Raw genomic sequence first — 22,653 nt, forward strand, 5'->3', positions numbered from 1 at the left:
AATCCCGCGGCGCTTCAGCAGCAATGGCTGAAACGGTCGGACGGCCAGGAGCCCGCGAGACGCCGCAGGGGCCGGTCGGGAGCATGACCGAGGTCGGCAGGATCAGTGCAACCAGCCAAAGCGCTCGATGACGGCAACCGCCCAGATGAGCCCGCCAAGAGAGAGCGCAAAAAACACGGCAGCGGATGCGATGTCCTTGGTCACACGGATCGCCTCGTGATGCTCAGGCGTCACGTGGTTGCACAGGCGCTCGATCGCTGTGTTGAGGAGTTCGACCGTCAGGATGAAGAAGAGCGAGCCCACCATGGCAAGCCAGATCCACGGATTGTTGGCAATGAAGAAGGAGAGCGGCACGCCGACGGCGAGCACGGCCATCTCCTGCTGAACCGCCGCCTCGGTTCCAATCGCATTCTTCAAGCCGCGCATGGAATTCGAGGACGCCGACATGATCCGCTTCAGCCCGCCCTGTCCGGGAAGGGCGGCCTGGCGTTTTCGGTTTCCAGCGACGGAATCGCGGGCCTGTCTCGGCGTCTCGTTCACGGGCATCTCATCTCGGCTATGTCGACTACTCGGCTTAATCGCGACCGTCGAACTGCGGTTCCCCGGGAGCTATCTGGTAATAGTCGCCCTTCTCCGCCACGAAAACATGCGCTTCGGTCTTAAGACCCGTCTCGCCGTCGAGCGCTCCGGCAGAAAAAGCCACGTCTTCACGGCCCGTTTCTTCAAAGAAGAGAAGCGAGCCGCACAATTCGCAGAAGCCACGGCGGGCCTCCGCCGTCGCCTGATACCAGCGCACATATTCCGTGCCGACGATTTCCATGTCGGCCTTCCTGGCCGCACTCGTCGCCCAGAAATGCCCCGATTGCTTGCGGCACTGCGTACAGTGACAGGAGACGACCTGGCGCACTTCTCCGGAGACGGAGAAGCGCACCGCGCCGCACAGGCAGCTGCCGGAAAGTTCGGTCATTCAGGCCGAAGCACGCTGGCGCGCTTCCCGGCTTACCCGATCCTTACGCAGCAATTCGGCAATCAGGAAAGCAAGCTCCAGCGCCTGATCGGCGTTGAGGCGCGGATCGCAATGCGTGTGGTAGCGGTCGGAGAGATGCTCCACCTCCACCGGACGCGCGCCACCCAGGCATTCCGTCACGTTCTTGCCGGTCATCTCGATATGCACGCCGCCGGCATGGCTTCCTTCCGCCGCGTGAATGGCGAAGAAGCTCTCCACCTCGCCGAGGATCGAGCTGAAGGGGCGCGTCTTGTAGCCGTTCGCCGCTTTCACCGTGTTGCCGTGCATCGGGTCGCACGACCACACGACTTTGCGGCCCTCGCGCTCCACCTTGCGGATGAGCTTCGGCAGATACTTGCCGATCTCTTCCGAACCGAAGCGGGTGATGAGGGTGAGCCGCCCCGCCTCGTTCGTCGGGTTCAGGATATCGATAAGACGCAACAGCTCGTCGGCATCGAGCGAGGGACCGCATTTCAAACCGATTGGGTTCTTCACGCCGCGGCAGAATTCGATATGCGCATGATCCGGCCGGCGCGTGCGATCGCCGATCCACAGCATATGGCCCGACGTCGCGTACCAGTCGCCGGAGGTGGAATCGACACGCGTCAGCGCCTGCTCGTAACCCAAGAGCAGCGCCTCGTGGCTGGTGAAGAAATCCGTCTGGCGCAGCGAAGGCGTCGATTCCGCGTCGAGCCCGATCGCGTGCATGAAGCCGAGCGTCTCGCTGATCTGATCGGCGAGCGCCTGGTAGCGGGAGGCCTGCGGGCTGTCCTGAATGAAGCCCAGCATCCATTGGTGCACATGCTCCAGGTTGGCGAAGCCGCCCTGGGCGAAGGCGCGCAGAAGATTGAGCGTCGCGGCCGACTGCCGGTACGCCATTTCAAGGCGCATCGGGTCCGGCTGGCGCACGGAATCCTCAAATTCGATGCCGTTGATGATGTCGCCGCGATAGGTCGGCAGCTCGAGATCGCCCTGCTTTTCCGTCGGTGCGGAGCGCGGCTTGGCGAACTGACCGGCGATGCGGCCGACCTTCACCACCGGCGAGCGACCGGCGAAGGTCAGAACCACGGCCATCTGCAGGAAGACGCGGAAGAAATCGCGAATGTTGTCGGCGCCGTGTTCGGCAAAGCTCTCGGCGCAATCGCCACCCTGCAAGAGAAAAGCGCGCCCCTCGGCCACTTCGCCGAGATGCCGCTTCAGCTTGCGGGCTTCGCCTGCAAAAACGAGCGGCGGATAGGCGGCAAGGCGGCCCTCGACACTGGCGAGAAGCTCAGGATCTGGATAATCCGGCACCTGCTCGATCGGCCGGGATCTCCAGCTCGACGGCGTCCACTTCGTTTCCATCGCACCAACTTTCAAAAAGACGGCCCATATGGCCGGAACCCCGGTCCTCGTGACCGGCGGCAGTTCGCCGCAACGCTATCGCCCCTTCGGCCTTGAGCGTCAACCCAAGCGATCGCGACCCGCGACGCCGATACGCGGTATAACGGTTTGGTTGTGCTTGCGCTAAGGCCAGCGAGCCCGCACAATCCAAGGATGGATCGCGACGAGCCACGCTTCACCATCGGTATCGAGGAGGAATACCTCCTCGTCGACAAGACAAGTCGCGATTTGTGCGTCGACCCGCCGGCCGAACTTCTTGCCGCCTGCCAGGAAACTCACGGCAATTCGGTGGCGCCGGAATTTCTGCGCTGCCAGATCGAAGTCGGCACGCCCGTCTGCGCCGATCTTCCGGCCGCACGAGCCGCCCTCGCCGAGCTTCGTGGCACGATCGCCGAAGAGGCCGAAAAATACGGCCTCGCTCCGATGGCGGCCTCCACGCATCCCTTCGCCAAATGGCGGGACCAGCGCGCCACCGACAAGCCGCGCTATCGCGAAATCGCCGAGAGCCTGCAGGTGGTCGGCCGGCGGCTCATCATCTGCGGCATGCATGTGCATGTGGGCGTCGAGGACGACGAGCTGCGGATGGACCTGCATAATCAGCTCGCCTATTTCCTGCCGCATCTTCTGTGCCTCTCCACCTCCTCGCCGTTCTGGCAGGGGCGCAAGGCGGGGCTCAAATCCTTCCGTCTCACCGTTTTCGATGCTTTGCCGCGTTCCGGCCCGCCGGAGCGTTTTTCATCCTTCGGCGAGTTCGAGCGCTTCGTCTCCGTTCTGACGGGCGCCGGCGTCATCGAGGATGCGACCAAGATCTGGTGGGACCTCCGCCCCTCGGTGCGCTTTCCGACAATCGAGATGCGGATCACCGATGTGTGCACCCGTCTCGACGATGCGATCGCGATCGCCGCCACTTTCCGCTGTCTCGCCCGCATGCTCTGGCGCCTCAGACGTAAGAACCAGCGCTGGCGGCATTATCCGATGGCGCTCGTTGCGGAAAACCGCTGGATCGCGCAGCGCCACGGCGCGGCCGGGGACCTCATCGATTTCGGCCGCGGCGCCGTCGTTCCGTTCGTCGACCTCGTCGGCGAACTGATCGATCTCATCACGGAAGATGCCGACCATTTCGGTTGCACCTCGGAGGTGGAGCGCATCCGCGCCATCGCCTCCGGCGGCACCAGCGCCGACAAGCAGATCGCCACCTATGAAAAAGCGCTGAAAGACGGCGCCAGCGAAGACGAGGCCTTGAAGGCCGTCGTCGACCATCTCGTGGCCGAAACACTCATCGGCTGCCGCCCGGCCCATCCCGGCGACAAGAAACCCGAAATGTCGGTCATGCCGCGACCGGAACTCTAATTTCTAGAAGGAACTAGGCCTGCAAACCATCGATCAACATCGAATTTTACTACGCCACCGATATAAACTTACAAAGCACCTGAGAACGCTTGGTAAGTCCACCACACGCCCAACCCAAAGGCCGCATAAGACATTAATCCTATTATTATAGAGATATTATTGATTTTCGTTCCTTTCGATCCCTCACCTGCCGCGTGGGCTGCCTGGGACAGGTAAGTGACACCCGCCATGAGCCCGCCCAAAAGCGTCCCGGCAGCGAAGGGCAAGAGGCACTGAGCATAATCATGCATCACGCCCGAGTCAGAACCAGCGAGATGACCAAGGAGAGCGATAATCGCTATGGCGGCCCCACCATTAATCAATATTATCGACCGGATTGCATTCTGACCCGCTTGAATAGCGGCCCTTGCTAACTCGATTTTCTCCGATTTCTCGTAATCTTCGTTTTTCACGATTACACCATATTGTGTATAATTTATATATATTAAAAAAATTAAGATAATACTACCTCGCTTTACATCCGGGATCGTCGAAATAGGCAAAGGTAGCCTCGGGGCAATTGCCTCGAGGCTTTCTGCAGTCTTGTGCTCACCGCAAAGGCGTCTGCTGATGCTGCACGAGCTTCCACCTGTGATCGTGGCAGCGATAGGTGGAGCTGCAATAGGCCCGGTACGGCGTGTCACCGTCACGATGGCCCTCCGCCTTGTAGGCGAGCACTAACGTATCGGCGTCGGGGCGGGCGATCTTGCAATCAGCGAAGTCGACCGAAGACCAACGCGGCGCGTGGCGCAGCGCATCGCGTGTTTCCATCGCCGGCATCACGCCCATACCCGGAAACACCATCAGGCATTCGTCGTCCATAAGAGCGTCGAAGGCCTCAGATCCTTCCAGCCAGAAACGTTTCTCGCCAGACCAGACTTTCACATCGTCCATCATTGGCTATGCCTCCCAGGTTTCGGCCGGCTCTTATGGCCAGCTCTCCGCATCGTCTTTTATACAGAAGAGCCTTCAAACATAGAAGTTCTTCTATGTGTATAACACTAAAGCGAGATCTTCGTTGCACCGGCGGCGGCAATGGCTTCGTCGACGCGCGCATGTTCGTGCTCGCCCAAAGCAAGTGCGCGCGGATAGCGCGGGGCAGCGCGGTCATCGAGGATCGGCACATGCCAATCCGCCGTCGTCTCCAGAAAATGCGCAATCCCCGCCTCGCCATAGACGGCATGAAAGCCCGACAGCACCACGTCGAGATAAGACAGCATGATCGGATTGTCGGCGTCGCCCGGCCGTCCGTACTCTTCATGGCCGACATAGAGATGCGGGTCGGGCCAGCCTTCCGGCCGCCCTGCAAGCCAGGTCACGGCCTCTTCGGAGGGCGCCACCACGTCATATTGCGCCTCGCGCCGGTCGAGCGCCGGGCGCTCTTCATGTGGCAGGGCGACGATCGCCCCCCAGATTTCGCAATCTGGGTCGGGCACCACCGTCAGCGTGCAGCGGCCGCCATAGCTTGAGGCGCCGGAATGGCGCCAGGCCCGCCGCCAGCCTCGGAGTCTACCGGGCACGGCAACCACCTCCGGCGTCAGCGTGGCGGCATTGACGAGCGAGCCGTAGCCAAAACAGGTGAACACAGCGCCTCTCCTCCCTCGAACAAGATGAAGCCGTCGGAGCAATTAACATAGGCACGAGAACGCGCTCGTCTCGACGACGCGGCGATTCCGCTTTAGGTCGCGATGAAGGTATGGAACGCGTGCTCTCGGCTCCTTCCCGCACATCCGAGGCAGCAACAAGGACACCTCATGGCCCAATCCGTCGGACGGTGGACGATTCTCGTCTGCCTGTCGCGCGTCTTCCTTTATGCCAGCTTCATGACCGGCGCTGCCTCGATCCCTGTGCTGCAGAGCGCATGGGGAATCTCTGCGACCCGCGCCGGTGCCGTCGTCTCCGCCTTCACGCTCTCCTATTCCGTCTCGCTCTTCCTCTTTGCCTGGGCGTCCGATTATTTCGGTGCCAAGCGCATGGTGCAGGTCTCAGCGGTGGCGACCGGCATCAGCTCGCTCGCCTTCGGCCTCTTCGCCCGCGACTGGTCGAGCGCGATCGTCCTCTACGGCCTCACCGGGCTCGCCCAGGGCGGCATCTACACGCCGCTCGTCATGGTGTTTTCGGAGATGGCGACGGACCGGCGCCGCGGCACCGCGATGGGCTGGCTCATCGGCTCCACCTCCGTCGGCTACGCCTTCTCACTCGCTCTGACGGGCGCCGCGCTGTCGCTCGGCGGCTGGCAGGTCGCCTTCATCGTCTGCGGCGCGACGCCGGCCATCGGCGCCGTCCTCATTCTCCTGCTTCTCAGAGAAACGCCGAACACCATCCACCGGCGGACGAAGGGCGAAGGCCTCTTCGACGCCATCTGGCGGGCGCGCGACACCAGGCTCTTGACCGCCGGCTACGTCTTCCATTGCTGGGAACTGCTCGGCGGCTGGGCGTGGATGCCGGCGCTTCTCGCCGCCGCCTTCGCACTCTCCGGCCACGGCATCGGGCTCGCCAGCGGACAGAGCGCCATCCTGATCGCGGCGATGCATCTCCTCGCCTCCGGCGCCACCTTTTCCATGGGCGGGCTGTCGGACCGTCTCGGCCGCAAGAGCGTGCTCGTCGGCATTGCGGCCCTGTCGACCGCGCTCTCCTTTTCCATCGGCTGGCTCGTCGCCGCGCCGCTCGCAATCCTGATCACGCTCGCCATGATGCAGGCGGTGACGTCCATCGCCGATTCCCCGGTGTTGACCGTCGCCCTCACGGAGACGACGACGCCCGGCGTCCTCGGAAAGGTGCTGGCCGTTCGCTCGCTCTTGGGCTTCGGCGCGGGCGCCGTTGCGCCGATGGCCGCCGGCAGCGTGCTCGATCTGGCGCGCGGCCAGGCGCTCTCCCTGCCGACCTCCTGGGGCCTCACCTTCTCGCTTCTCGGCCTAGGCGGCCTCCTGGCCACCTGGAGCGCGGTGCGGCTCAGGCTGCGCGGATAATAGGGCGCGGCCGCCTGTTACGAATCGAGATAGCCGAAGCCCGGCTCCGCCGCCTCGAAGGAGATATCCATGGCGTAGAAGGGCGAAAGCCAGAGTGGCACATGGCCATACCAGAGCGACAGCTGGCTTTCCGCGGCTTCTTCGCCCGCCTTGGCAACGCTTGCGAGATAATAGGCGGAGGCGATGCCACTGCGGTCGGCACCGCTCATGCAATGGACGAGCGTCGGTCCGTCCAGCCCAGCGAGGAGCGACACGAGCTCGATCGTCTCTTCACCCGACAGAACGCGTTTTGCCGAGATCCTGTAATCGATGAGGCGAAGCCCGAGGCGGGCCGCTGCCGCCTTTTCCGCCTCGTACCACGGGGCGCCGGGATTGGCGCCACGCAGGTTCACAATGGTCGTCAGCCCGTAGCGCTGCTTCCATTCCGCCAAAAGCTCCGGCGTCGGCTGCGCCGAACGGTAAAGGCTCCCGGCCTTCACCACGTGGAAATTGTCGTTGAGATAGGTGTAGCCCGCGTAACTGCCTGCGCCTCCCAAAAGGAGGACCGAAAGCCCAAGGCAGAAAACCCCCAGGCGCCGCCCCAAGGCGCGCCTCAGGCGAAGTCTCGGCAATCGCGTCATCCCGCCTTCGCCTTCCCTGGCCGTCGCAACGCTCGCAGTTTCGTTCGCAATCTTCCGCTTCATGCTGCCGTCCATCGATGCCGACGGCGGTCTTATGTCACTTGCCTGAAGCAGAGCTTACGGCGAACGAGGCGGTAGGACGGATCGGCCTGCCCTCACGCCGCCTCGACCACTTCGCCTTTGCGCACCGTGTAGGAGGGCTTGTACATCGTCACGAGTTCTTCCGCCGCGGTCGGATGCACGGCCATGGTGCGGTCGAAATCGGACTTCGTCACGCCCATCTTGACGGAAACACCCAGAAGCTGCGCCATCTCGCCGGCATCCGGGCCGAGCACATGCGCGCCCAGGACCTTGTCGGTGTCGGCATCGACGACGAGCTTCATCAGCATGCGTTCGGAGCGGCCCGACAGCGTGTTCTTCAGGGGCCTGAAGACCGACTTGTAAATCGCCAGATTGTCGATATCGCAGCGGGCTTGGTCTTCCGTCATGCCAACTGTGCCAAGCTCCGGCTGCGAGAAGACGGCCGTCGCCACGCTGCCGTAATCGGGCTTGGTCGGGCGCCCGCAGAAAACCGTATCGACGAAGCACATCGCCTCGTGGATGGCGACCGGCGTCAATTGCATGCGGTCGGTCACATCACCGATCGCCCAGACATGGTCGACATTGGTCTTCGAATACTCGTCGACGCAGATCGAGCCGCGCTTGTCCTGGCAGATGCCGAGCTTTTCAAGCCCGAGCCCTTCGGTATTGGGCAGGCGGCCGACGGCGAGCATGATCTGCTCGGCGTCATAACAATCGCCGCCCAGAAACGTCCCGCGCAGCCAACCATCACTCTTTCGCTCGATACGGCCGAGCACGTCCTGGCAACGGATATGGATGCCCTTGTTCTCGTATTCGGCGTGCAGGAGGCGCCGGAGATCCATGTCGAAGCGTTGCAGGATCTCCTTGCCGCGATAGAGAATCGTCGTCTCCACGCCCATGGCGGCAAATATCCCGGCGAACTCCACCGCGATGTAGCCGCCGCCAGCGATCACCACCTTCTCCGGCAGCTTTTCGAGCTCAAAGGCCTCGTCGGAGGTGATGCAGAGCTCATGCCCGTGCAGCGCGCGGTGCGGATTGGGCCTGCCGCCCGTTGCGATCAAGATCCGTTCAGCCGAGACGGTGGTGCCGGAGCGTTTCAGCTCGATCTCATGACCGCCGGCGAGAACCGCGCGGTCGTCGATCAGTTCGACGCCCGATTTTTCCAGATTGCTGCGATAGACGCCTTCAAGGCGAGCGATTTCGCGGTCCTTGTTGGCGATCAGCGTCGGCCAGTCGAAGCGCGCATTCTCGTAAGACCAGCCGTAACCAACGGCGTCTTCGAAAGACTCGCCGAATTGCGAGGCGTAGACCAGGAACTTTTTCGGGATGCAGCCGCGGATGACACAGGTGCCGCCGACACGGCTTTCCTCGGCAACAGCGACCCGGGCGCCGGCTTCGGACGCCCGGCGGGCCGCACGGACCCCGCCTGAGCCGGCCCCGATCACGAAAAGGTCGTAGTCGTAGCGCCGCTCAGTCATCGCAGATCCCGTTGTCTTCCTAATGGCGCAGCGAGCGCCCTCGCCGTATCCGCTCACGCGTGCCAGCGCACGCGTGTCGGTTCATGCGTCTCCGCTCACTGCGGATTCGTCTCGCCCTGCAGGCTCTTCGCTTCGTTCTTGGAGATTTCCTGCAGTTTCTGCGTCGAACGGCGCAGCATCTCGTCGCCGATCTCCTTCGCCCAGGCCTGGCTCACCGAAACCTGCGCGCTCAAAAGGCCGACGAGCGTCCCGGTGAACTTGTCGCCCGTATCCGTCTGGAAGAACGTGAGCAGATCGTTGAGCTCGTCCTCGGTGAAATTGATCGCCCAGATGCGCGCCAGCCGCTTTTCCAGTTCGGCACGGCGATCCACCATGTCGAGCGCCACCTGATCGACGATCTCGATGATGCCGAGCTGCATCTGCGGATTGGAGCGGATGAGCGTCATCTTCGCCTGATCGGCCACTTCGGGCAGGATCTCGTCGAAGCTGCGCGACAGGTTGGAGGCCGACAGGACCTTGGCGGCCAGCGCCATCTGCGCATCCGAAGGTTCAGCCGGCGCGCCGGTCGCCGGGGCCGGGTTCGCGTCCTGGGCTGCAGCGGGATAAACCGGGACCACCGCCCCGAGCAGCAGCAGGCAAAGCGCGGAAAGCCGAAACATGAAGAACTCCTGATGTGTGACGGCGCGTTGGATGCCGTCGATAACGGAAAAGCCGGGCGACGTCACGCCCGCATCAAGCGCGGGTGAGCCTCTTCACACCCTCGGGCGTGGCAATCAGCGCCGTCTCGGCCAGGTTGAGAAAGAGCCCGTGCTCCACGACGCCGGGGATCTCCGACAGGCCGCGCGCGAGCGCCTCTGGATCAGGAATGAGGCCAAAAGATGCATCGATGATGACATGGCCTTCGTCGGTTGCAAAAAGCTCTCCGCCGCGTGTGCGCCAGGCGAGTTCCGCACTGAGGCCAAGCCTCGAAATCAGCTCTTCAATGGCGCGTTCGCTCGCCTTCTTGCCGAAGCGCACGACCTCGATCGGCAGAGGAAAAGCCCCGAGATGTTCGACATGCTTGCCGGCATCGGCGATGACGAGCATGCGCGCAGAAGCGGAAGCCACGATCTTCTCGCGCAACAGCGCCCCGCCGCCGCCCTTGATCAGGGCAAGCTCCGGGCCGATCTCGTCGGCGCCGTCGACGGTGAGATCGAGACGGTCGATCTCGTCGAGAGAGGTGAGCGCGATCCCCTCGTCCTGCGCCAGTTTGGCCGTCGCCTCCGATGTCGGGACGCCGACGACATTCATGCCGGCGCGAACCTTCTCGCCCAGAAGCTTCACGAACCAGCTCGCCGTCGACCCGGTGCCGAGGCCGAGGTTCATGCCGTCCTCGACAAACTCCAGAGCCGCCTCTGCCGCCTGGCGTTTCAGATCATCTGTCATCATTGCCCCCGCCTGCCGCTTATCTTCAAAGCGCGTTCAGTCCGCCGCGCCGTCATTGGATCCTGTTGAGCGACCCGTTTGCGCCAGAGCCTATCGAATGACAACCCACGGCCTCAAGCGGGCTCCCATGGCGGGCCTCGTTGAGGACTCCTCGCAGGAGATCGCGCTGAGTTATGGCATCCATGGTAGAAAGCCAGCGACATGACGAGCAAGAGCGCAGATCCAATCGAAGATCCGGCTCCCCACCGGGGCATCGTGGGACTGCCGAAAGAGTATCCGGCGGGCTTTCATCTTCCACCCCATATGCATGAGCGCGCCCAATTGATCTACGCGATCGGCGGGGTGATGGAGGTGGCAACAGCCGAGGGCCTGTGGCTCCTGCCACCGCAGCGCGCGGTCTGGATGCCGGCTGGCATCACCCATGAGATGCGCGCCCGCGGCAATGTTTCTCTCAGAACACTTTATATCGTTGGGGAGGTTTGCCCGTTTCCGTTGCCGACGAAGCCGCAGAGGATTCGCGTGTCACCCTTGTTGCGCGAGCTGATCCTGCGCGTCGTGCAAATGCCCGAAGACGAGATGCCGGACGCACATGCCAGGCGGGTTCTCGATCTCATCCTCTACGAAATCACCTGGGAGGCGGACGGGGTTCTCTATCTGCCGATGCCCCGGGATAAGCGGCTTGCCGCGATCTGCCGCGCACTCATCGACGAGCCGGGTGACGTGCGCTCCCTGAAAGAATGGGCCGAGTTCTCCGGCGCCTCTTCCAGAACTCTCGCCCGCCTTTTCAAACGCGAATTCGGAAGCAATTTTCTGTTGTGGCGCAACCAGGTCCGCGCCCTATCCGCCCTCCCGCGCCTTGCGGCAGGGGAAGCCGTCGGGATCGTGGCCGCCGATCTGGGATATGACACGCCGGGCGCATTCGCGACGATGTTTCGCCAAATCATGGGCGAAAAGCCCAGCCGCTACTTCCACAAGAACGCGGAGATATAGCCAGCCTCTTCCCATGCGTGTCTGACAAGACGTAGCTTTTGTCCAAATCCGCGACGCACGACATCACGCTGCGGCGTAGATGTCGGCCAAGGCGCAACCCACCCGCGCCGCATCTTCGTGGGGCTCCTGCGCTCGGCTGTCCTGCCGGCATCCTGCGCAAGACGGCCTCTTCAAGACACACGGCATTGCCACGCGTCACATCGCTTTCGAGGCAATCTGGAGAGAATTATGACTGCTCTTTTCCCGGCACGGCGACCCCGCAGACTTCGTCATTCTTCGATGTTGAGATCTCTTGTTCGCGAAACCAGCGTCTCGGCCCAAGACCTCATCTACCCGATCCTGGTCGAGGAAGAGATCGAGGAACCGGTCATGATTCCGACCATGCCGGGGATCTCCCGTGTGCCGGAGCGATCTTTCGCAAGCGAAATCAATCGGATCGCAAAGGACGGCGTCAAGGCCGTCATCCTCTTCGGCATCTCGCACCACAAGGATGCCGATGGAAGCGACACCTGGAACCCGCAAGGCCTGATGGCGCGGATGGTGGCCGTTGCCAAACGTGAGGTGCCAGAGCTCGTTGTCATAACGGACAATTGCTTTTGCGAGTACACAGATCACGGACATTGCGGCGTCCATCGTGCCGGCAGTGTCGACAACGATGCGACGCTTGAAAATCTCGGCCGGCAGGCTTTGGTCGCCGTGGAGGCCGGTGCCGATATGGTCGCCCCTTCAGCCATGATGGATGGTCAGGTCGCGGCCATCCGGCGCGCGCTCGACGCAGGCGGGCACACGAACGCGCCCATCATGGCGTATTCGTCGAAATTCGCCTCGGCGTTCTACGGTCCGTTCCGCGCCGCCGCAGGATGCAATCTGAACGGCGACCGCCTCTCCTATCAGATGGACCCCGCCAACGGACGCGAAGCGCTGCTGGAATCTCTGCTCGATGAAGCCGAGGCCGCGGACATGCTTATGGTCAAACCGGGTCTCGCCTATCTCGATGTGCTGACGCGTCTGCGCGAGCGCACGCTTCTGCCTCTCGCCTGCTATCAGGTCGGCGGCGAATACGCGATGATCCGGTTCGCGGCAGATGCCGGCGCCCTCAACGAGGCCACGAGTGTGCATGAAAGCCTGCTGGCCATGAAACGCGCCGGCGCTGATCTGATCATCAGCTATTACGCCCATCAGGCTTTGAGAGAGGGATGGGTCGGCGCCTGATCGGCGACGCCTTCGCAGGGCGGGAGCAGCGCAAAGCCTTTGAGTGACCGGCGGCTGTATGCCAGCGTTCGGGCACTCGGGGGATGATCGCGGCGTCCCGCATTCGCGTCCTAAGGCACTACAGAGAGACGCTGCGCCCAGACGCTTGCCATCGCCCCTTCAGCAGCATTTGTCTTCCAGCTCTGCGAGGAGCGACAGCGCCGCCTCGTCGCCCTCCTCCTCGAAGAAGGCGGAGAGCGCGTTGACCTGGCTGCCGACGAAGTAAAGGCTGTCACGGCCCATCTTCTGGTTCTCGGCGAGTTTTTGCTCAAAGTAGCCGACCCATTGCGAGCTGCTCGTGCGCATCGCCCCCGACAGCATTTCCATCATGGCTTCGGCCTTGGCATCGCAATCGAGCCCCAGAAAACTCACGTAACGGTCGCCGCGATCGGCGGCTTGACTGGCCATCGTCTTCTGATCCTCTCCCCTGGTCTTTCGCGAGAAAGACCGTCCCCATAAGCCGGAGCGACAGATTATGAGGCACGCGCGTCTGCCGCGCTGTCAGCCGGGCGACAGCGCACTCAGTTCTTCAAGCCGTGCCGGCGCGAGGATCAAAAGGTGCTCGCGGCCCTCACGGCTGACGACACCGTCGCGGATGAGCTTGTTGACGAGCGTCGACAGCGTCTGGCGCGAGGTGCCGAGCGCGCTTGCCAAAGCTTCGGTGTGGTCGATGAGGCGGATACGGACATCGTTCTGCCGCGCGCTCTCCAGAAGCAGAAAGCGGGCAAGCCGCGATTCCACCGGACGGAAGGCGAGATCTTCGATCAGATCAAGCGCGCCCGAAAGCACCTGGCCGATATCGCGCAGAGCTTCCACAGCGAGCTCCGGATGGCGGGAGACAAGCGTCAGCATCTCGCGCACCGGCCAGCTCACGATCTCGCAATCTTCCAGCGCCTCCACCCAGGCGCGCGTATGCGTCACATAGATGCCGCCGGGGCGCAGATAGGAGAGCGTCAGCGCCTTGGTCGCGCCGTTGAGGCAGATGCGCGCCATCCCCGTCTTGAGCACAAACAGCCGGTCCGTCTCTGCATCGGGATGAGCAATCGTCTCCCCGGCGCCGTAACGACGCCTGTGACCGTTTTCGAGCCGATCAAGCCAATGCGCGGAAGATGGATGATCGGACACGGACACCTCTTTCTGGCGGTCTTCGCATCACCTCGGCCGGCGGGATACCCATCGGCCGGCCGCGGCTGCTTTCTCAATTCACACCAGCCTCTTCTGGCAGGCAAGCGGCCAGCCTTATCTTGATACCGGCGCGCGCGATGGGACGACCGCCCTTCGCTCGCTTGCACCCGCCTCGCGCCTCGGCTAGCCCAACGCCATGTCCCTCATCGTCTTCGATCTCGACGGCACGCTCGTCGACACCGCCCCCGATCTACTGGCGACGCTCGACCATATTCTTGGCAGGCACGGCCTGCCCCCTGCCCCGCGCGAGCGGATCATGCCATGCATCTCGCGCGGTGCGCGCGCCATGATCGAAGAGGGTCTGAAGCTCTCCGGGCGCAAGGTGGCGCCGAAAGAACTCGACCGATTGCTGGAGGTCTTCCTCGCCCATTACGAGGAACATATCTGCGTCGAAAGCAGGCCCTTTCCGGGACTCGTGAGCACGCTCGATACGCTCGAAGCGGAAGGCTGGAGCTTCGCCGTGTGCACCAACAAGCGCGTCGGCATGTCGAAGCTGCTTCTCGATCAGCTCGGGCTTCTGAATCGATTTCGGGCCGTGCTCGGCGCCGATTCGGTGGCCAAGCGCAAACCCGATCCGGCACATCTTCTGGAAACCATCGAAGCTGCGGGCGGCAAGCCCGACGCCGCTTTGATGGTCGGCGATTCGGCAGCCGATATCGCGGCGGCGCGTGCGGCTTTCGTTCCGGTCATCGGTGTGCCTTTCGGCTACACGACGAAACCGATGGCCGAGCTTCGTCCCGACGTCATCATCGACAGCTATTCGCAGCTCACACCCGCACTCGCCGCAAGGCTTCTTGAAACGCGCGGGGGATCGGCAGCCGTGGAATGAGCGCGCCGGCTTGACCGCGGCGCGGCTCCGTGCCAAATCGCTGCTGCGAGTCGGGCGCGTAGCTCAGCGGGAGAGCACTGCCTTCACACGGCAGGGGTCACAGGTTCAATCCCTGTCGCGCCCACCATTTTTCCGGCTCATGACTTTTTCCCAGGCTCTTCGCGAATGATCTCGCAGAGTTCCCATGCTCTCGGAAATTATGGCGCCTAAACGAAGAACCGACATCTCTCTCTAGACGCGTCGCAGGTGCCGCCTAGTTTCGGCGCGCATGTGGTCTTGGATCCAGCACTATTCCGGCGCTTTCTCAGCCATTACGAGCCTGCTCATGCTGCTCGTCTGGTTCGTTTACCTGCAGCTCCTGCTCGTCGCCTACAGGCGCCGCTGGCGCTCGACCGTCCTCATCAATCGCGGCGGAGGCCTCGGCACGGAAGCGCGCTGCCTGATCAGCAATATGAGCGCGGAGGCGATCTACCTGACGAGCCTCATCGCCTTCGTCACCACCGACGACAAGACCTATAGGCAGGAGCTGACGGATCTCCGCGATCTCGGCGACGCGCTCGACGCTGATCCCCGCTCGCGCATGAAGCAGGGGCCGCTGAAAGCCGGCGAATATCTCGACATCGGCACGTTCCACGACCTGATCTTGACGATCGGCGACAATGAGGGACAGGGATCGAACGAGGAGTGGCTCGCCTCGGTCCGATCTCTCGAGCTGACCGCCGTGATCGTCTACGGTGCCGACGATCTCCTCGCGGGGGCACGCCGGACCTTCGAGATCCGGCATACGGACGACGATATCCAGATCTGCCCGACGACCAGCGATTCTCAGCAGATTCGCTCGCGCCGGGAGCGGCGCAAGATCGAGAAGCTGCTGCAAGATTCCCTTTAATCGTAGAAGACCACCGTCTTTCGCCCAGAGATGATGACGCGATCGTCGAGCACGTAGTGCAATGCGCGCGCAAGTACCCGGCGTTCGATGTCACGGCCTTTGGCGATGAGATCAGCGGGCGTGTGGCGATGCGAGATGCGCTCCACGTCCTGCTCGATGATCGGCCCCTCGTCGAGGTCGGGCGTGACGAAATGCGCCGTCGCCCCGATCAGCTTCACGCCGCGCTCATGCGCCTGATGATACGGTCTGGCGCCCTTGAAGCCCGGCAGGAACGAATGATGGATATTGATGCAGCGCCCGGCGAGCTTGGTCGACAGCTCGTCTGACAGAACCTGCATATAGCGGGCGAGAACGACGAACTCCGTCTCCGTCTCTTCGATCAGATCCCAGAGTTTCGCCTCCTGTTCGGGCTTCGTCGCGGCCGTCACCGGCAGATGATGAAACGGCACCTCATCGAGCTCCGGCAGCTGCAAGGCCTCGCGCGGATGGTTGGAGACGATGGCTGTGATCTGCATCGGCAATTCGCCGATCCGCCAGCGGTAGAGAAGGTCGGCGAGGCAATGATCGAATTTCGAGACGAGGAGCATGACCTTAGGCTTCACGCTGCGGTCGCGCAGCGTCAGCTCCATTTCGAAGCGCTCGCCGATCTCCGCGAGCTTTTCGCGGAACTCTTCGATGTCGGCCCCTTCCAGCACGGGATTGAAGAGAACCCGCATGAAGAAGTGGCCGGTTTCGGCATCATCGAATTGCTGCGCCTCCAGGATGTTGTAGCCACTGGAGACGAGTGAGGTCGCGACGGCTGCGACGATGCCCGGACGATTGGGGCAGGAGAAGGTGAGAATGAAATCGGCCATGACCTGTCCGTTGGCTCAGCTGAGGTTGCTTTAGCAATCAAATGCGGCAGCGCAAGACGCGCTGTCGGCGGCGCGGTGGGGAAGACTTGCCGACGACGCCCGGGGCCGAGCGTGGCAGGCGAGCCACATACGGTTGCAAAAGCGTCAAGGCGCCGCACCGCGAACCGCCCGGTGCTTGCCTTTTGAGAGCGATTCGACACAGAGGTTAAAGTGACACATCAACTCGCCAGCCTTTCCGGGGACGGTAATGAGAAAGTTTGGATTACTTGCGACTGCGGTCGCTGTGGCGCTTGTTAGCGCCGTTTCTTTTGCTCCCAACGCCTCGGCGCAGCCGACGGCAAGATTTTTTGATCCCGTTTCCAAGCAATGGCTGAGCTTCGGCCCGGGCTCCCGCCTCCATGGCAAGTCTCCGGTGCAGCGTGAGGTGGTGGATTACACTGGCCCTTACGGCCCGAACACGATCATCGTGGATACCGGCGAACGCCGCCTCTACTACGTCATGGAAGACGGCAAGGCGCTGAAATACGGCGTCGGCGTCGGCCGCGAGGGCTTCCAGTGGGCCGGCACGCACCGCGTGACGCGCAAGGCGGAGTGGCCGGGCTGGACGCCGCCGCCGGCGATGCGCAAGCGCCAGCCGGGCCTGCCGGCGCATATGGAAGGCGGCCCCAACAATCCGCTCGGTGCCCGCGCGCTCTACATCGGCAACACCTACTATCGCATCCACGGTTCGAACGAGCCCTGGACGATCGGCACGGCGGTCTCCTCGGGCTGCATTCGCATGACCAACGACGACGTCACAGACCTCTACGAACGGGTCAATGTCGGCACGAAGGTGGTCGTGCGCCGCTAGGGCGATTCGACGACACGATTTATCGACGGCCGGCGCTTGCGCCGGCCGTTTTCGTTTCAAGCTCCATGGGGCGGCGCCTGCGCCGACCGTTTTCGTTCTGAGCTCTGAGAGAAGTCCCACCTGCCCCGTTCAGCGGCGCGAGAGACCGTTTTCGGCCAGCTCTTCCAGATAGCCCGCCCACAGGGAGCCGAAGTCCTGTCCGAGCCGGTAGAGATAGGACCAGGTGAAGATCCCGCTGTTGTGCAGATCGTCGAAATGCAGACGGACGGCGTAATTGCCGATCGGTTCGACTTCGATCACCATCACATCGGCCTTTCCCGAGACGAGCTTGCGCTCGGACGGCGAATGCCCCTGCACCTCGGCGGAGGGTGAAAAAACCCGCAGATACTCCGCCGGCAGCTCGAACGTCTCGCCGCTCTCAAAACTGACGGCCAGCATGTGCCGGTCCTTCTTCAGACGGATTTCGGTCGGCCAGGGTTCCGCCATCATGTCTCCTTCAAGGGGCTGCGGCGCCGCGCTGCCATTTGACGCGGACGGCGGCGCCATTACATTCTTCTCCTATAAGGGCGGGAAACGGCTTGCCAGCACCATTTGCCGATCACAGGCGAAGGGGAGGCAGGCAAACGGAACAATGAGGCGTCAGTGAATTCCATCGTGCAGAAATCCGACATCGCGACCGTCACGCCGGTCGACACGGCGTCGGAGACAGCGCCGATGATCGACCCGTTCGGGCGGTCGATCTCCTATCTGCGCGTCTCAGTGACCGACCGCTGCGATTTCCGCTGCGTCTATTGCATGGCCGAGGACATGACCTTCCTGCCTAAGCGGGATCTTCTGTCGCTCGAGGAATTGGAGCGCCTGTGCACCGCCTTTATCGACAAAGGCGTGCGCAAGCTGCGCCTGACCGGCGGGGAGCCTCTCGTGCGCCGCAACATCATGTGGCTGATCGAGGCGCTCGGGCGCCATCTCACCACCGGGCGGCTCGAGGAGCTGACCCTGACGACGAACGGTTCACAGCTCGAACGTTACGCGCATGATCTCGCAGCACTCGGCGTGCGCCGGATCAACGTCTCCCTCGACACGCTTGATCACGACAAATTCAAGGCCATCACACGCTGGGGCGATCTCGGCCGCGTGATGGCGGGCCTCAAGGCGGCGCAGGACGCAGGACTTCAGGTGAAGCTCAACGTCGTCGCGTTGAAAGACGTGAACGAACACGAAATCCCGGAGATGATCCGCTTTGCCCATGGTCAGGGCATGGATCTGACGCTGATAGAGACGATGCCGCTCGGCGAGATCGAAGGCGACCGCACCGACCAATATCTGCCGCTCTCCACCGTCCGTGCGCGACTTTCAGAGCGCTTCACCATGACGGACATCCCCTACAAGACCGGCGGGCCGGCGCGGTACGTCGAGGTCGAGGAGACCGGCGGCAGGCTCGGCTTCATTACCCCGCTCACGCATAATTTCTGCGAGAGCTGCAATCGCGTGCGGGTGACGTGCACGGGCACTCTGTTCATGTGTCTCGGCCAGGAAGACGCGGCCGATCTACGGGCACCATTGCGCGCCTCTGAAGGCAATGCGCTCCTCGCGCAGGCCATCGACGAGGCGATCACCCGCAAGCCGAAGGGGCACGATTTCGTCATCGATCGCCATCACCGACGTCCGGCGGTTGCACGGCATATGAGCATGACGGGCGGCTGAGCTCTGGTCGCGGCCCAAGAAGCCGCCTAAGCATAAGCTTCGATCAACCCGCCAGAAGCCCGTTTCCCCATGCCGCCTGTGCCTGCCCTGCCGCGCGAAAACCAGCGCGGCATTCTCCTGATGCTCGCAGCGATGGTGACGTTCATCGTCAACGACACGCTGGTGAAGGTTGCGAGCGCCGATCTGCCGACCGGCGAGATCATCTTTCTGCGCGGTCTGATCGTGTCGCCGATCGTAATCGTACTCGCGGTGCGCCGCGGCGCCTTCGCCAATCGCAGTCTGCTTTTCCATAAGACGCTCATCTGGCGCACCCTGGGCGAGGTGGCGGCAGCGGGGCTTTACCTCTCCGCCCTGTTCCGCCTGCCGCTCGCCAACGCTTCGGCGATCCTGCAGGTGGTGCCGCTCGCCACCACGGCGGGTGCTGCACTCTTTCTCGGCGAGACCGTCGGCCGAAGGCGCTGGACTGCGATCGCGGTCGGCTTCAGCGGGGCGCTCCTCGTCATTCAGCCGGGTCTCGACGGCTTCAACATCTGGTCGCTCGTCGCGCTCCTCAGCGTCTTCGCGGTCGTTCTGCGCGATCTCGCTTCCAAGCAATTGCCGAAAGGCCTGCCCACGCTCGCCGTCACGACGGCCGCCGCAATCTCCGTCGGTCTCTTCGGTGGCTTTCTCATGCTCTTCGAAGAGCCCGTGATGCCCGATGCGGCCGTGCTCGCCACCATCTTCGCGTCCGGACTGTGCACGGTCGCGGGCTACACCCTGATCATCGCCGCGATGCGCACGGGAGACATCTCCGTCGTCGCGCCATTTCGCTATTCCTTCATGATCTGGGCTGTGCTTGCGCAGGTGCTCGTCTTCGGCGCGTGGCCGGGGCCGCTCCTCTTCATCGGCACCGGCATCTTGATTGCGACCGGCATCTACACCTTCTATCGGGAGCGTCAGGTCGGGGCTTCGGAGGCCCGCAAAGCGCTGACAGCACCGCCGGCACGCTGATCGCGCCCCGTCTGCCGGGCGCGGTTGGATGCTATCGGGTCATCCACCCCTCCCCTCGCCTCCGCCGAGATCTTATGCCGTCTTCAATATCCGACGCCCCCGCCCTGTCACCTGAGGGGCGGCGGCCCAGTCTCTTGAGCCTCGTCGTCATTTCGACGCTCAGCCCGTTCGCGATCAACGTCATCGTGCCGTCCATGCCGGCACTGGAGAAGGACTTCCACGCGAGCTTTGCCACCGTGCAGCTCGTTTTGTCCCTGTTTCTCGCCTCCGTTGCGATTTCGCAGATCGTGATCGGGCCGCTGTCGGACCGTTTCGGGCGCCGGCCCGTCCTTCTCTGCGGGCTCAGCATCTTCACCGCCACCAGCGCCCTGGCGAGTTTTGCAAACGACATTGAAAGCCTGCTCGCACTGCGCGTCCTGCAGGCGGCCGGCGGCTGCACCGGCATCGTGCTGGCGCGCGCCATCGTGCGCGACCTCTATGATCGGCGCAAAGCCGCAAGCGTCATCGGCTATGTCACGATGGGGCTCGCCATGGCGCCGATGGTGGCACCGCTCTTCGGTGGTCTTCTGCAACAGAGTTTCGGCTGGCGGGCGCAGTTCGTCATGCTGACCGTGTTCGGAGCCTTGGTCCTGGCCCTTGCCTGGCGCGACGTCAGCGAGACGCACCATGCGCGGACCGAGCGGATCGCCTTTGCCACCTTGTTTCGGGATTTCGGCTACCTTCTCAAGGAACCCGCCTTCCTCGTCTACACCGCCGTATCGAGCCTTGCGACGTCGGTCTTCTTCGCCTTTCTGGGCGGCGGCGCCTATGTGGCCGGCACGATCCTCGGGCTGTCTCCGATCGCCTATGGCAGTTGGTTTGCGGTCCTGTCGATCGGCTATGCTTTTGGCAATTTTCTCTCCGGCCGCTTCGCCGAAAAGGTCGGCGTCCGGCGGATGACGCTCGCCGGGTCAAGCCTTCTCCTCATCGCCCAGCTCGTGCTTCTCGCTCTCATCGCAAGCGGCCATCTGAGCGCGCCGGCCCTCTTCCTGCCGATGTGCGTGGGTGGCATTTCCAACGGCCTCGTTCTGCCGAGCACGATCGCCGGCGCCATCAGCGTGCGCCCGGAAATCGCCGGCACGGCAGCCGGGCTTCAGGGCGCGACGCAGATCGGCTCGGGCGCGATCTCTTCGGCGATCGCAGGAGCCGTGCTCGCCGGCGGCATGTCGGCCCTGCCCCTCTCAGCCGTCATGCTGACAGGGGCCGTCGCGGCTTTCACTTTCTCCGTGATCCTGTTTCGGATCGTCCGCTAGCCTCTATTCCACCACCACCCTCGGCGCCTGGCGGACGCCGGCGGCTTTTTCCACGTTGAGACGCTTCACGACGGCATCGGCAATGTGGCGATAGATGCGCGCATGCTCCGATTGCGGTTCGGAGGCAACGATCGGCCGGCCTGAATCGGAGGTTTCGCGGATATCCATGTGCAGCGGCACAGCGCCGAGGAAGGGAACGCCGATGCGTTCCGCCTCGTGTTCGGCACCGCCATGCCCGAAAATATCGGAGCGCTCGCCGCAATGCGGGCACAGGAAATAGCTCATGTTCTCCACGATGCCGAGGACCGGCACGTTCACCTTGTTGAACATGTTGAGGCCCTTGCGGGCATCGATGAGGGCGAGATCCTGCGGCGTCGAGACGATGACGGCACCGGCGAGCGGCACCTGCTGAGCCATGGTGAGCTGCGCGTCGCCGGTTCCGGGAGGCATATCGACGACGAGCACGTCGAGCTCGCCCCAGGCGACCTCGCGCAGCATCTGGGTCAAGGCGGACATGACCATCGGCCCGCGCCAGATCATCGGGGTCTCTTCCTCCACGAGAAAGCCCATCGACATGACCTTGAGCCCGTAGCCTTCCATCGGCTTCAGGATGCGCTCCGACACCGATTCCGGCCGTCCCTTGATGCCCATCAAGCGCGGCAATGACGGCCCGTATATGTCGGCGTCGAGGATGCCGACTTCGAGCCCGTTCGCCTTGAGCCCGAGGGCGAGATTGACGGCAGTCGTGGATTTGCCGACGCCACCTTTACCGGACGCGACGGCGATGATCGCCTTGACGCCAGGAACTCCCGCTTTCTGAGGCTGCTGCGGCGCCTGGCCCGGCGCGCGCTGCGGGGCGGATGGTTGGGGGGCGGGTTGCGGCCGTGGCGGAGCGCTGCGGAGGGCCGTATTCTGCGGCATCGCATTCTGCACCATGCCCTGCCCAGGCCGTCTCTCGGCGGTCAGGGCCACCATGGCACGCTCCACCCCCGGGAGATCCGAGAGCACCTTTTCGGCCGCCTGCCGCAAAGGTTCCAGATGCGATGCGGCCTCCGCCGGCACGGTGATCGACACGATCACCTTGCCGTTCGAGATGACGGGATCGGAAACGAGTTTCTGAGTGACGATATCACTTTCGAGGTCGGGGCCTTTGACACGGCGGAGCGCATCGAAGACGACATCTTTCGTAATCGTGGGAGTGGTCTCGGGCATTGCCATCCTTCAACCGCGTCAGCGGTGGTGCTTTTGAGCCGGCGGTTTCGTCCGGCGGGCATGCCGTTGACATATTGCCCCCTCGCCCGAAGTTCAAATGCCACACGCTGCGATCGGCTGAGGAAGACGCCGGATGGCGGCTTCACCTGCCGGGCCACGACAGGTATATAGGTTGAGAGGAAACGAACCGATGGCCGAAAGCCCGTTGCCGAGACGACGCTCCTTCATCACCGGGATACCGGCGCGGAAAAGTCCG

General features: G+C 63.2%; 25 protein-coding genes and 1 tRNA gene. 11 read left to right on the forward strand and 15 right to left on the reverse strand.

What is annotated here, in order from left to right:
• Window positions 1–102: 102 nt before the first annotated feature.
• Genes NYQ83_RS04765 through NYQ83_RS04775 form a run of 3 tightly spaced genes read right to left on the reverse strand, consistent with a single transcriptional unit; the run spans window position 103 to window position 2,350 of the window.
• Window positions 103–540, reverse strand: a complete 438-nt coding sequence (locus tag NYQ83_RS04765; protein WP_261212932.1) for a diacylglycerol kinase — start codon at window positions 538–540, stop codon at window positions 103–105.
• A 34-nt stretch (window positions 541–574) separates the two neighbouring features.
• Entirely contained in the window at window positions 575–967 is a 393-nt protein-coding gene (locus NYQ83_RS04770) for a GFA family protein (RefSeq protein ID WP_261212933.1), read from the reverse strand.
• Entirely contained in the window at window positions 968–2,350 is a 1,383-nt protein-coding gene (locus NYQ83_RS04775; protein ID WP_128292908.1) for a class II 3-deoxy-7-phosphoheptulonate synthase, read from the reverse strand.
• Between the two features lie 192 nt (window positions 2,351–2,542).
• On the opposite strand from NYQ83_RS04775, the gene NYQ83_RS04780 reads away from it, so the two are divergent.
• Window positions 2,543–3,739 carry a carboxylate-amine ligase gene (locus tag NYQ83_RS04780; protein WP_261212934.1) on the forward strand — a complete coding sequence of 399 codons (1,197 nt, stop codon included), beginning with the start codon at window positions 2,543–2,545 and terminating at the stop codon, window positions 3,737–3,739.
• Between the two features lie 68 nt (window positions 3,740–3,807).
• Here NYQ83_RS04780 and NYQ83_RS04785 read toward each other — a convergent pair whose 3' ends face one another.
• The 3 genes from NYQ83_RS04785 to NYQ83_RS04795 form a co-directional block, all read right to left on the reverse strand.
• On the reverse strand, window positions 3,808–4,191 hold the full coding sequence (locus tag NYQ83_RS04785) for a hypothetical protein (RefSeq protein WP_261212935.1): 384 nt from the start codon (window positions 4,189–4,191) through the stop codon (window positions 3,808–3,810).
• A 136-nt stretch (window positions 4,192–4,327) separates the two neighbouring features.
• Window positions 4,328–4,675, reverse strand: coding sequence for a DUF4440 domain-containing protein (locus NYQ83_RS04790; RefSeq protein WP_234630711.1), 348 nt, complete (start codon window positions 4,673–4,675; stop codon window positions 4,328–4,330).
• Window positions 4,676–4,779: 104 nt separating this feature from the next.
• Window positions 4,780–5,364: a gamma-glutamylcyclotransferase family protein gene (locus NYQ83_RS04795; RefSeq protein WP_261212936.1), complete on the reverse strand. Its 585-nt coding sequence runs from the start codon at window positions 5,362–5,364 to the stop codon at window positions 4,780–4,782.
• A gap of 168 nt (window positions 5,365–5,532) precedes the next feature.
• On the opposite strand from NYQ83_RS04795, the gene NYQ83_RS04800 reads away from it, so the two are divergent.
• Window positions 5,533–6,747: an MFS transporter gene (locus tag NYQ83_RS04800; protein WP_261212937.1), complete on the forward strand. Its 1,215-nt coding sequence runs from the start codon at window positions 5,533–5,535 to the stop codon at window positions 6,745–6,747.
• Window positions 6,748–6,764: 17 nt separating this feature from the next.
• On the opposite strand, the gene NYQ83_RS04805 is transcribed toward NYQ83_RS04800, so the two are convergent.
• From NYQ83_RS04805 to rpiA, 4 genes are all read right to left on the reverse strand, one after another.
• On the reverse strand, window positions 6,765–7,430 hold the full coding sequence (locus tag NYQ83_RS04805; protein ID WP_261212938.1) for a tyrosine-protein phosphatase: 666 nt from the start codon (window positions 7,428–7,430) through the stop codon (window positions 6,765–6,767).
• 92 nt (window positions 7,431–7,522) lie between these two features.
• Entirely contained in the window at window positions 7,523–8,926 is a 1,404-nt protein-coding gene (gor, locus tag NYQ83_RS04810) for a glutathione-disulfide reductase (protein ID WP_261212939.1), read from the reverse strand.
• Window positions 8,927–9,021: 95 nt separating this feature from the next.
• Window positions 9,022–9,585, reverse strand: coding sequence for a DUF2059 domain-containing protein (locus NYQ83_RS04815; protein ID WP_261212940.1), 564 nt, complete (start codon window positions 9,583–9,585; stop codon window positions 9,022–9,024).
• Between the two features lie 73 nt (window positions 9,586–9,658).
• Window positions 9,659–10,354: a ribose-5-phosphate isomerase RpiA gene (gene rpiA / locus NYQ83_RS04820; protein ID WP_261212941.1), complete on the reverse strand. Its 696-nt coding sequence runs from the start codon at window positions 10,352–10,354 to the stop codon at window positions 9,659–9,661.
• Between the two features lie 198 nt (window positions 10,355–10,552).
• On the opposite strand from rpiA, the gene NYQ83_RS04825 reads away from it, so the two are divergent.
• Together NYQ83_RS04825 and hemB are read left to right on the forward strand one after the other, a co-directional pair.
• On the forward strand, window positions 10,553–11,341 hold the full coding sequence (locus NYQ83_RS04825) for an AraC family transcriptional regulator (protein ID WP_261212942.1): 789 nt from the start codon (window positions 10,553–10,555) through the stop codon (window positions 11,339–11,341).
• 228 nt (window positions 11,342–11,569) lie between these two features.
• Window positions 11,570–12,553 (forward strand): porphobilinogen synthase, encoded by a 984-nt coding sequence (gene hemB / locus NYQ83_RS04830; protein WP_261212943.1) that lies wholly within the window; start codon window positions 11,570–11,572, stop codon window positions 12,551–12,553.
• Window positions 12,554–12,712: 159 nt separating this feature from the next.
• Here hemB and cowN read toward each other — a convergent pair whose 3' ends face one another.
• Window positions 12,713–13,000: a N(2)-fixation sustaining protein CowN gene (gene cowN, locus NYQ83_RS04835; protein ID WP_261212944.1), complete on the reverse strand. Its 288-nt coding sequence runs from the start codon at window positions 12,998–13,000 to the stop codon at window positions 12,713–12,715.
• Window positions 13,001–13,093: 93 nt separating this feature from the next.
• Window positions 13,094–13,717 carry a Crp/Fnr family transcriptional regulator gene (locus tag NYQ83_RS04840; RefSeq protein ID WP_261212945.1) on the reverse strand — a complete coding sequence of 208 codons (624 nt, stop codon included), beginning with the start codon at window positions 13,715–13,717 and terminating at the stop codon, window positions 13,094–13,096.
• A 196-nt stretch (window positions 13,718–13,913) separates the two neighbouring features.
• On the opposite strand from NYQ83_RS04840, the gene gph reads away from it, so the two are divergent.
• From gph to NYQ83_RS04855, 3 genes are all read left to right on the forward strand, one after another.
• The gene (gene gph / locus NYQ83_RS04845) at window positions 13,914–14,606 is read left to right on the forward strand and encodes a phosphoglycolate phosphatase (protein ID WP_261212946.1); all 693 of its coding nucleotides are present in this window, start codon (window positions 13,914–13,916) and stop codon (window positions 14,604–14,606) included.
• A gap of 52 nt (window positions 14,607–14,658) precedes the next feature.
• Window positions 14,659–14,733: transfer RNA gene (locus NYQ83_RS04850), tRNA-Val, on the forward strand.
• A gap of 141 nt (window positions 14,734–14,874) precedes the next feature.
• Complete coding sequence (locus tag NYQ83_RS04855) at window positions 14,875–15,495, forward strand: hypothetical protein (RefSeq protein ID WP_261212947.1); 621 nt, start codon at window positions 14,875–14,877, stop codon at window positions 15,493–15,495.
• On the opposite strand, the gene purU is transcribed toward NYQ83_RS04855, so the two are convergent.
• Entirely contained in the window at window positions 15,492–16,349 is an 858-nt protein-coding gene (gene purU, locus NYQ83_RS04860) for a formyltetrahydrofolate deformylase (protein ID WP_128292866.1), read from the reverse strand. The two genes, NYQ83_RS04855 and purU, sit on opposite strands and share 4 nt — an antisense overlap.
• A gap of 247 nt (window positions 16,350–16,596) precedes the next feature.
• On the opposite strand from purU, the gene NYQ83_RS04865 reads away from it, so the two are divergent.
• Window positions 16,597–17,199 (forward strand): L,D-transpeptidase, encoded by a 603-nt coding sequence (locus NYQ83_RS04865; RefSeq protein WP_128292863.1) that lies wholly within the window; start codon window positions 16,597–16,599, stop codon window positions 17,197–17,199.
• A gap of 129 nt (window positions 17,200–17,328) precedes the next feature.
• Here the strand turns inward: NYQ83_RS04865 and NYQ83_RS04870 are convergent, their stop codons facing one another.
• A complete protein-coding gene (locus NYQ83_RS04870; protein WP_128292861.1) occupies window positions 17,329–17,685 on the reverse strand; it encodes a gamma-butyrobetaine hydroxylase-like domain-containing protein in 357 nt (118 codons plus the stop codon).
• A 228-nt stretch (window positions 17,686–17,913) separates the two neighbouring features.
• Here NYQ83_RS04870 and moaA point away from each other — a divergent pair, with 228 nt between their 5' ends.
• The 3 genes from moaA to NYQ83_RS04885 all read left to right on the forward strand — a co-directional run bounded on the left by moaA (window position 17,914) and on the right by NYQ83_RS04885 (window position 21,185).
• A complete protein-coding gene (gene moaA, locus NYQ83_RS04875; RefSeq protein WP_261213949.1) occupies window positions 17,914–18,903 on the forward strand; it encodes a GTP 3',8-cyclase MoaA in 990 nt (329 codons plus the stop codon).
• A gap of 69 nt (window positions 18,904–18,972) precedes the next feature.
• On the forward strand, window positions 18,973–19,893 hold the full coding sequence (locus tag NYQ83_RS04880; RefSeq protein ID WP_261212948.1) for a DMT family transporter: 921 nt from the start codon (window positions 18,973–18,975) through the stop codon (window positions 19,891–19,893).
• A 134-nt stretch (window positions 19,894–20,027) separates the two neighbouring features.
• A complete protein-coding gene (locus NYQ83_RS04885) occupies window positions 20,028–21,185 on the forward strand; it encodes a multidrug effflux MFS transporter (RefSeq protein WP_261212949.1) in 1,158 nt (385 codons plus the stop codon).
• Between the two features lie 3 nt (window positions 21,186–21,188).
• Here NYQ83_RS04885 and apbC read toward each other — a convergent pair whose 3' ends face one another.
• The gene (gene apbC / locus NYQ83_RS04890; RefSeq protein WP_261212950.1) at window positions 21,189–22,397 is read right to left on the reverse strand and encodes an iron-sulfur cluster carrier protein ApbC; all 1,209 of its coding nucleotides are present in this window, start codon (window positions 22,395–22,397) and stop codon (window positions 21,189–21,191) included.
• Window positions 22,398–22,653: the final 256 nt, after the last annotated feature.

Source organism: Afifella sp. JA880, assembly GCF_025379905.1.
GTDB classification, from domain to species: domain Bacteria; phylum Pseudomonadota; class Alphaproteobacteria; order Rhizobiales; family Afifellaceae; genus Afifella; species Afifella aestuarii.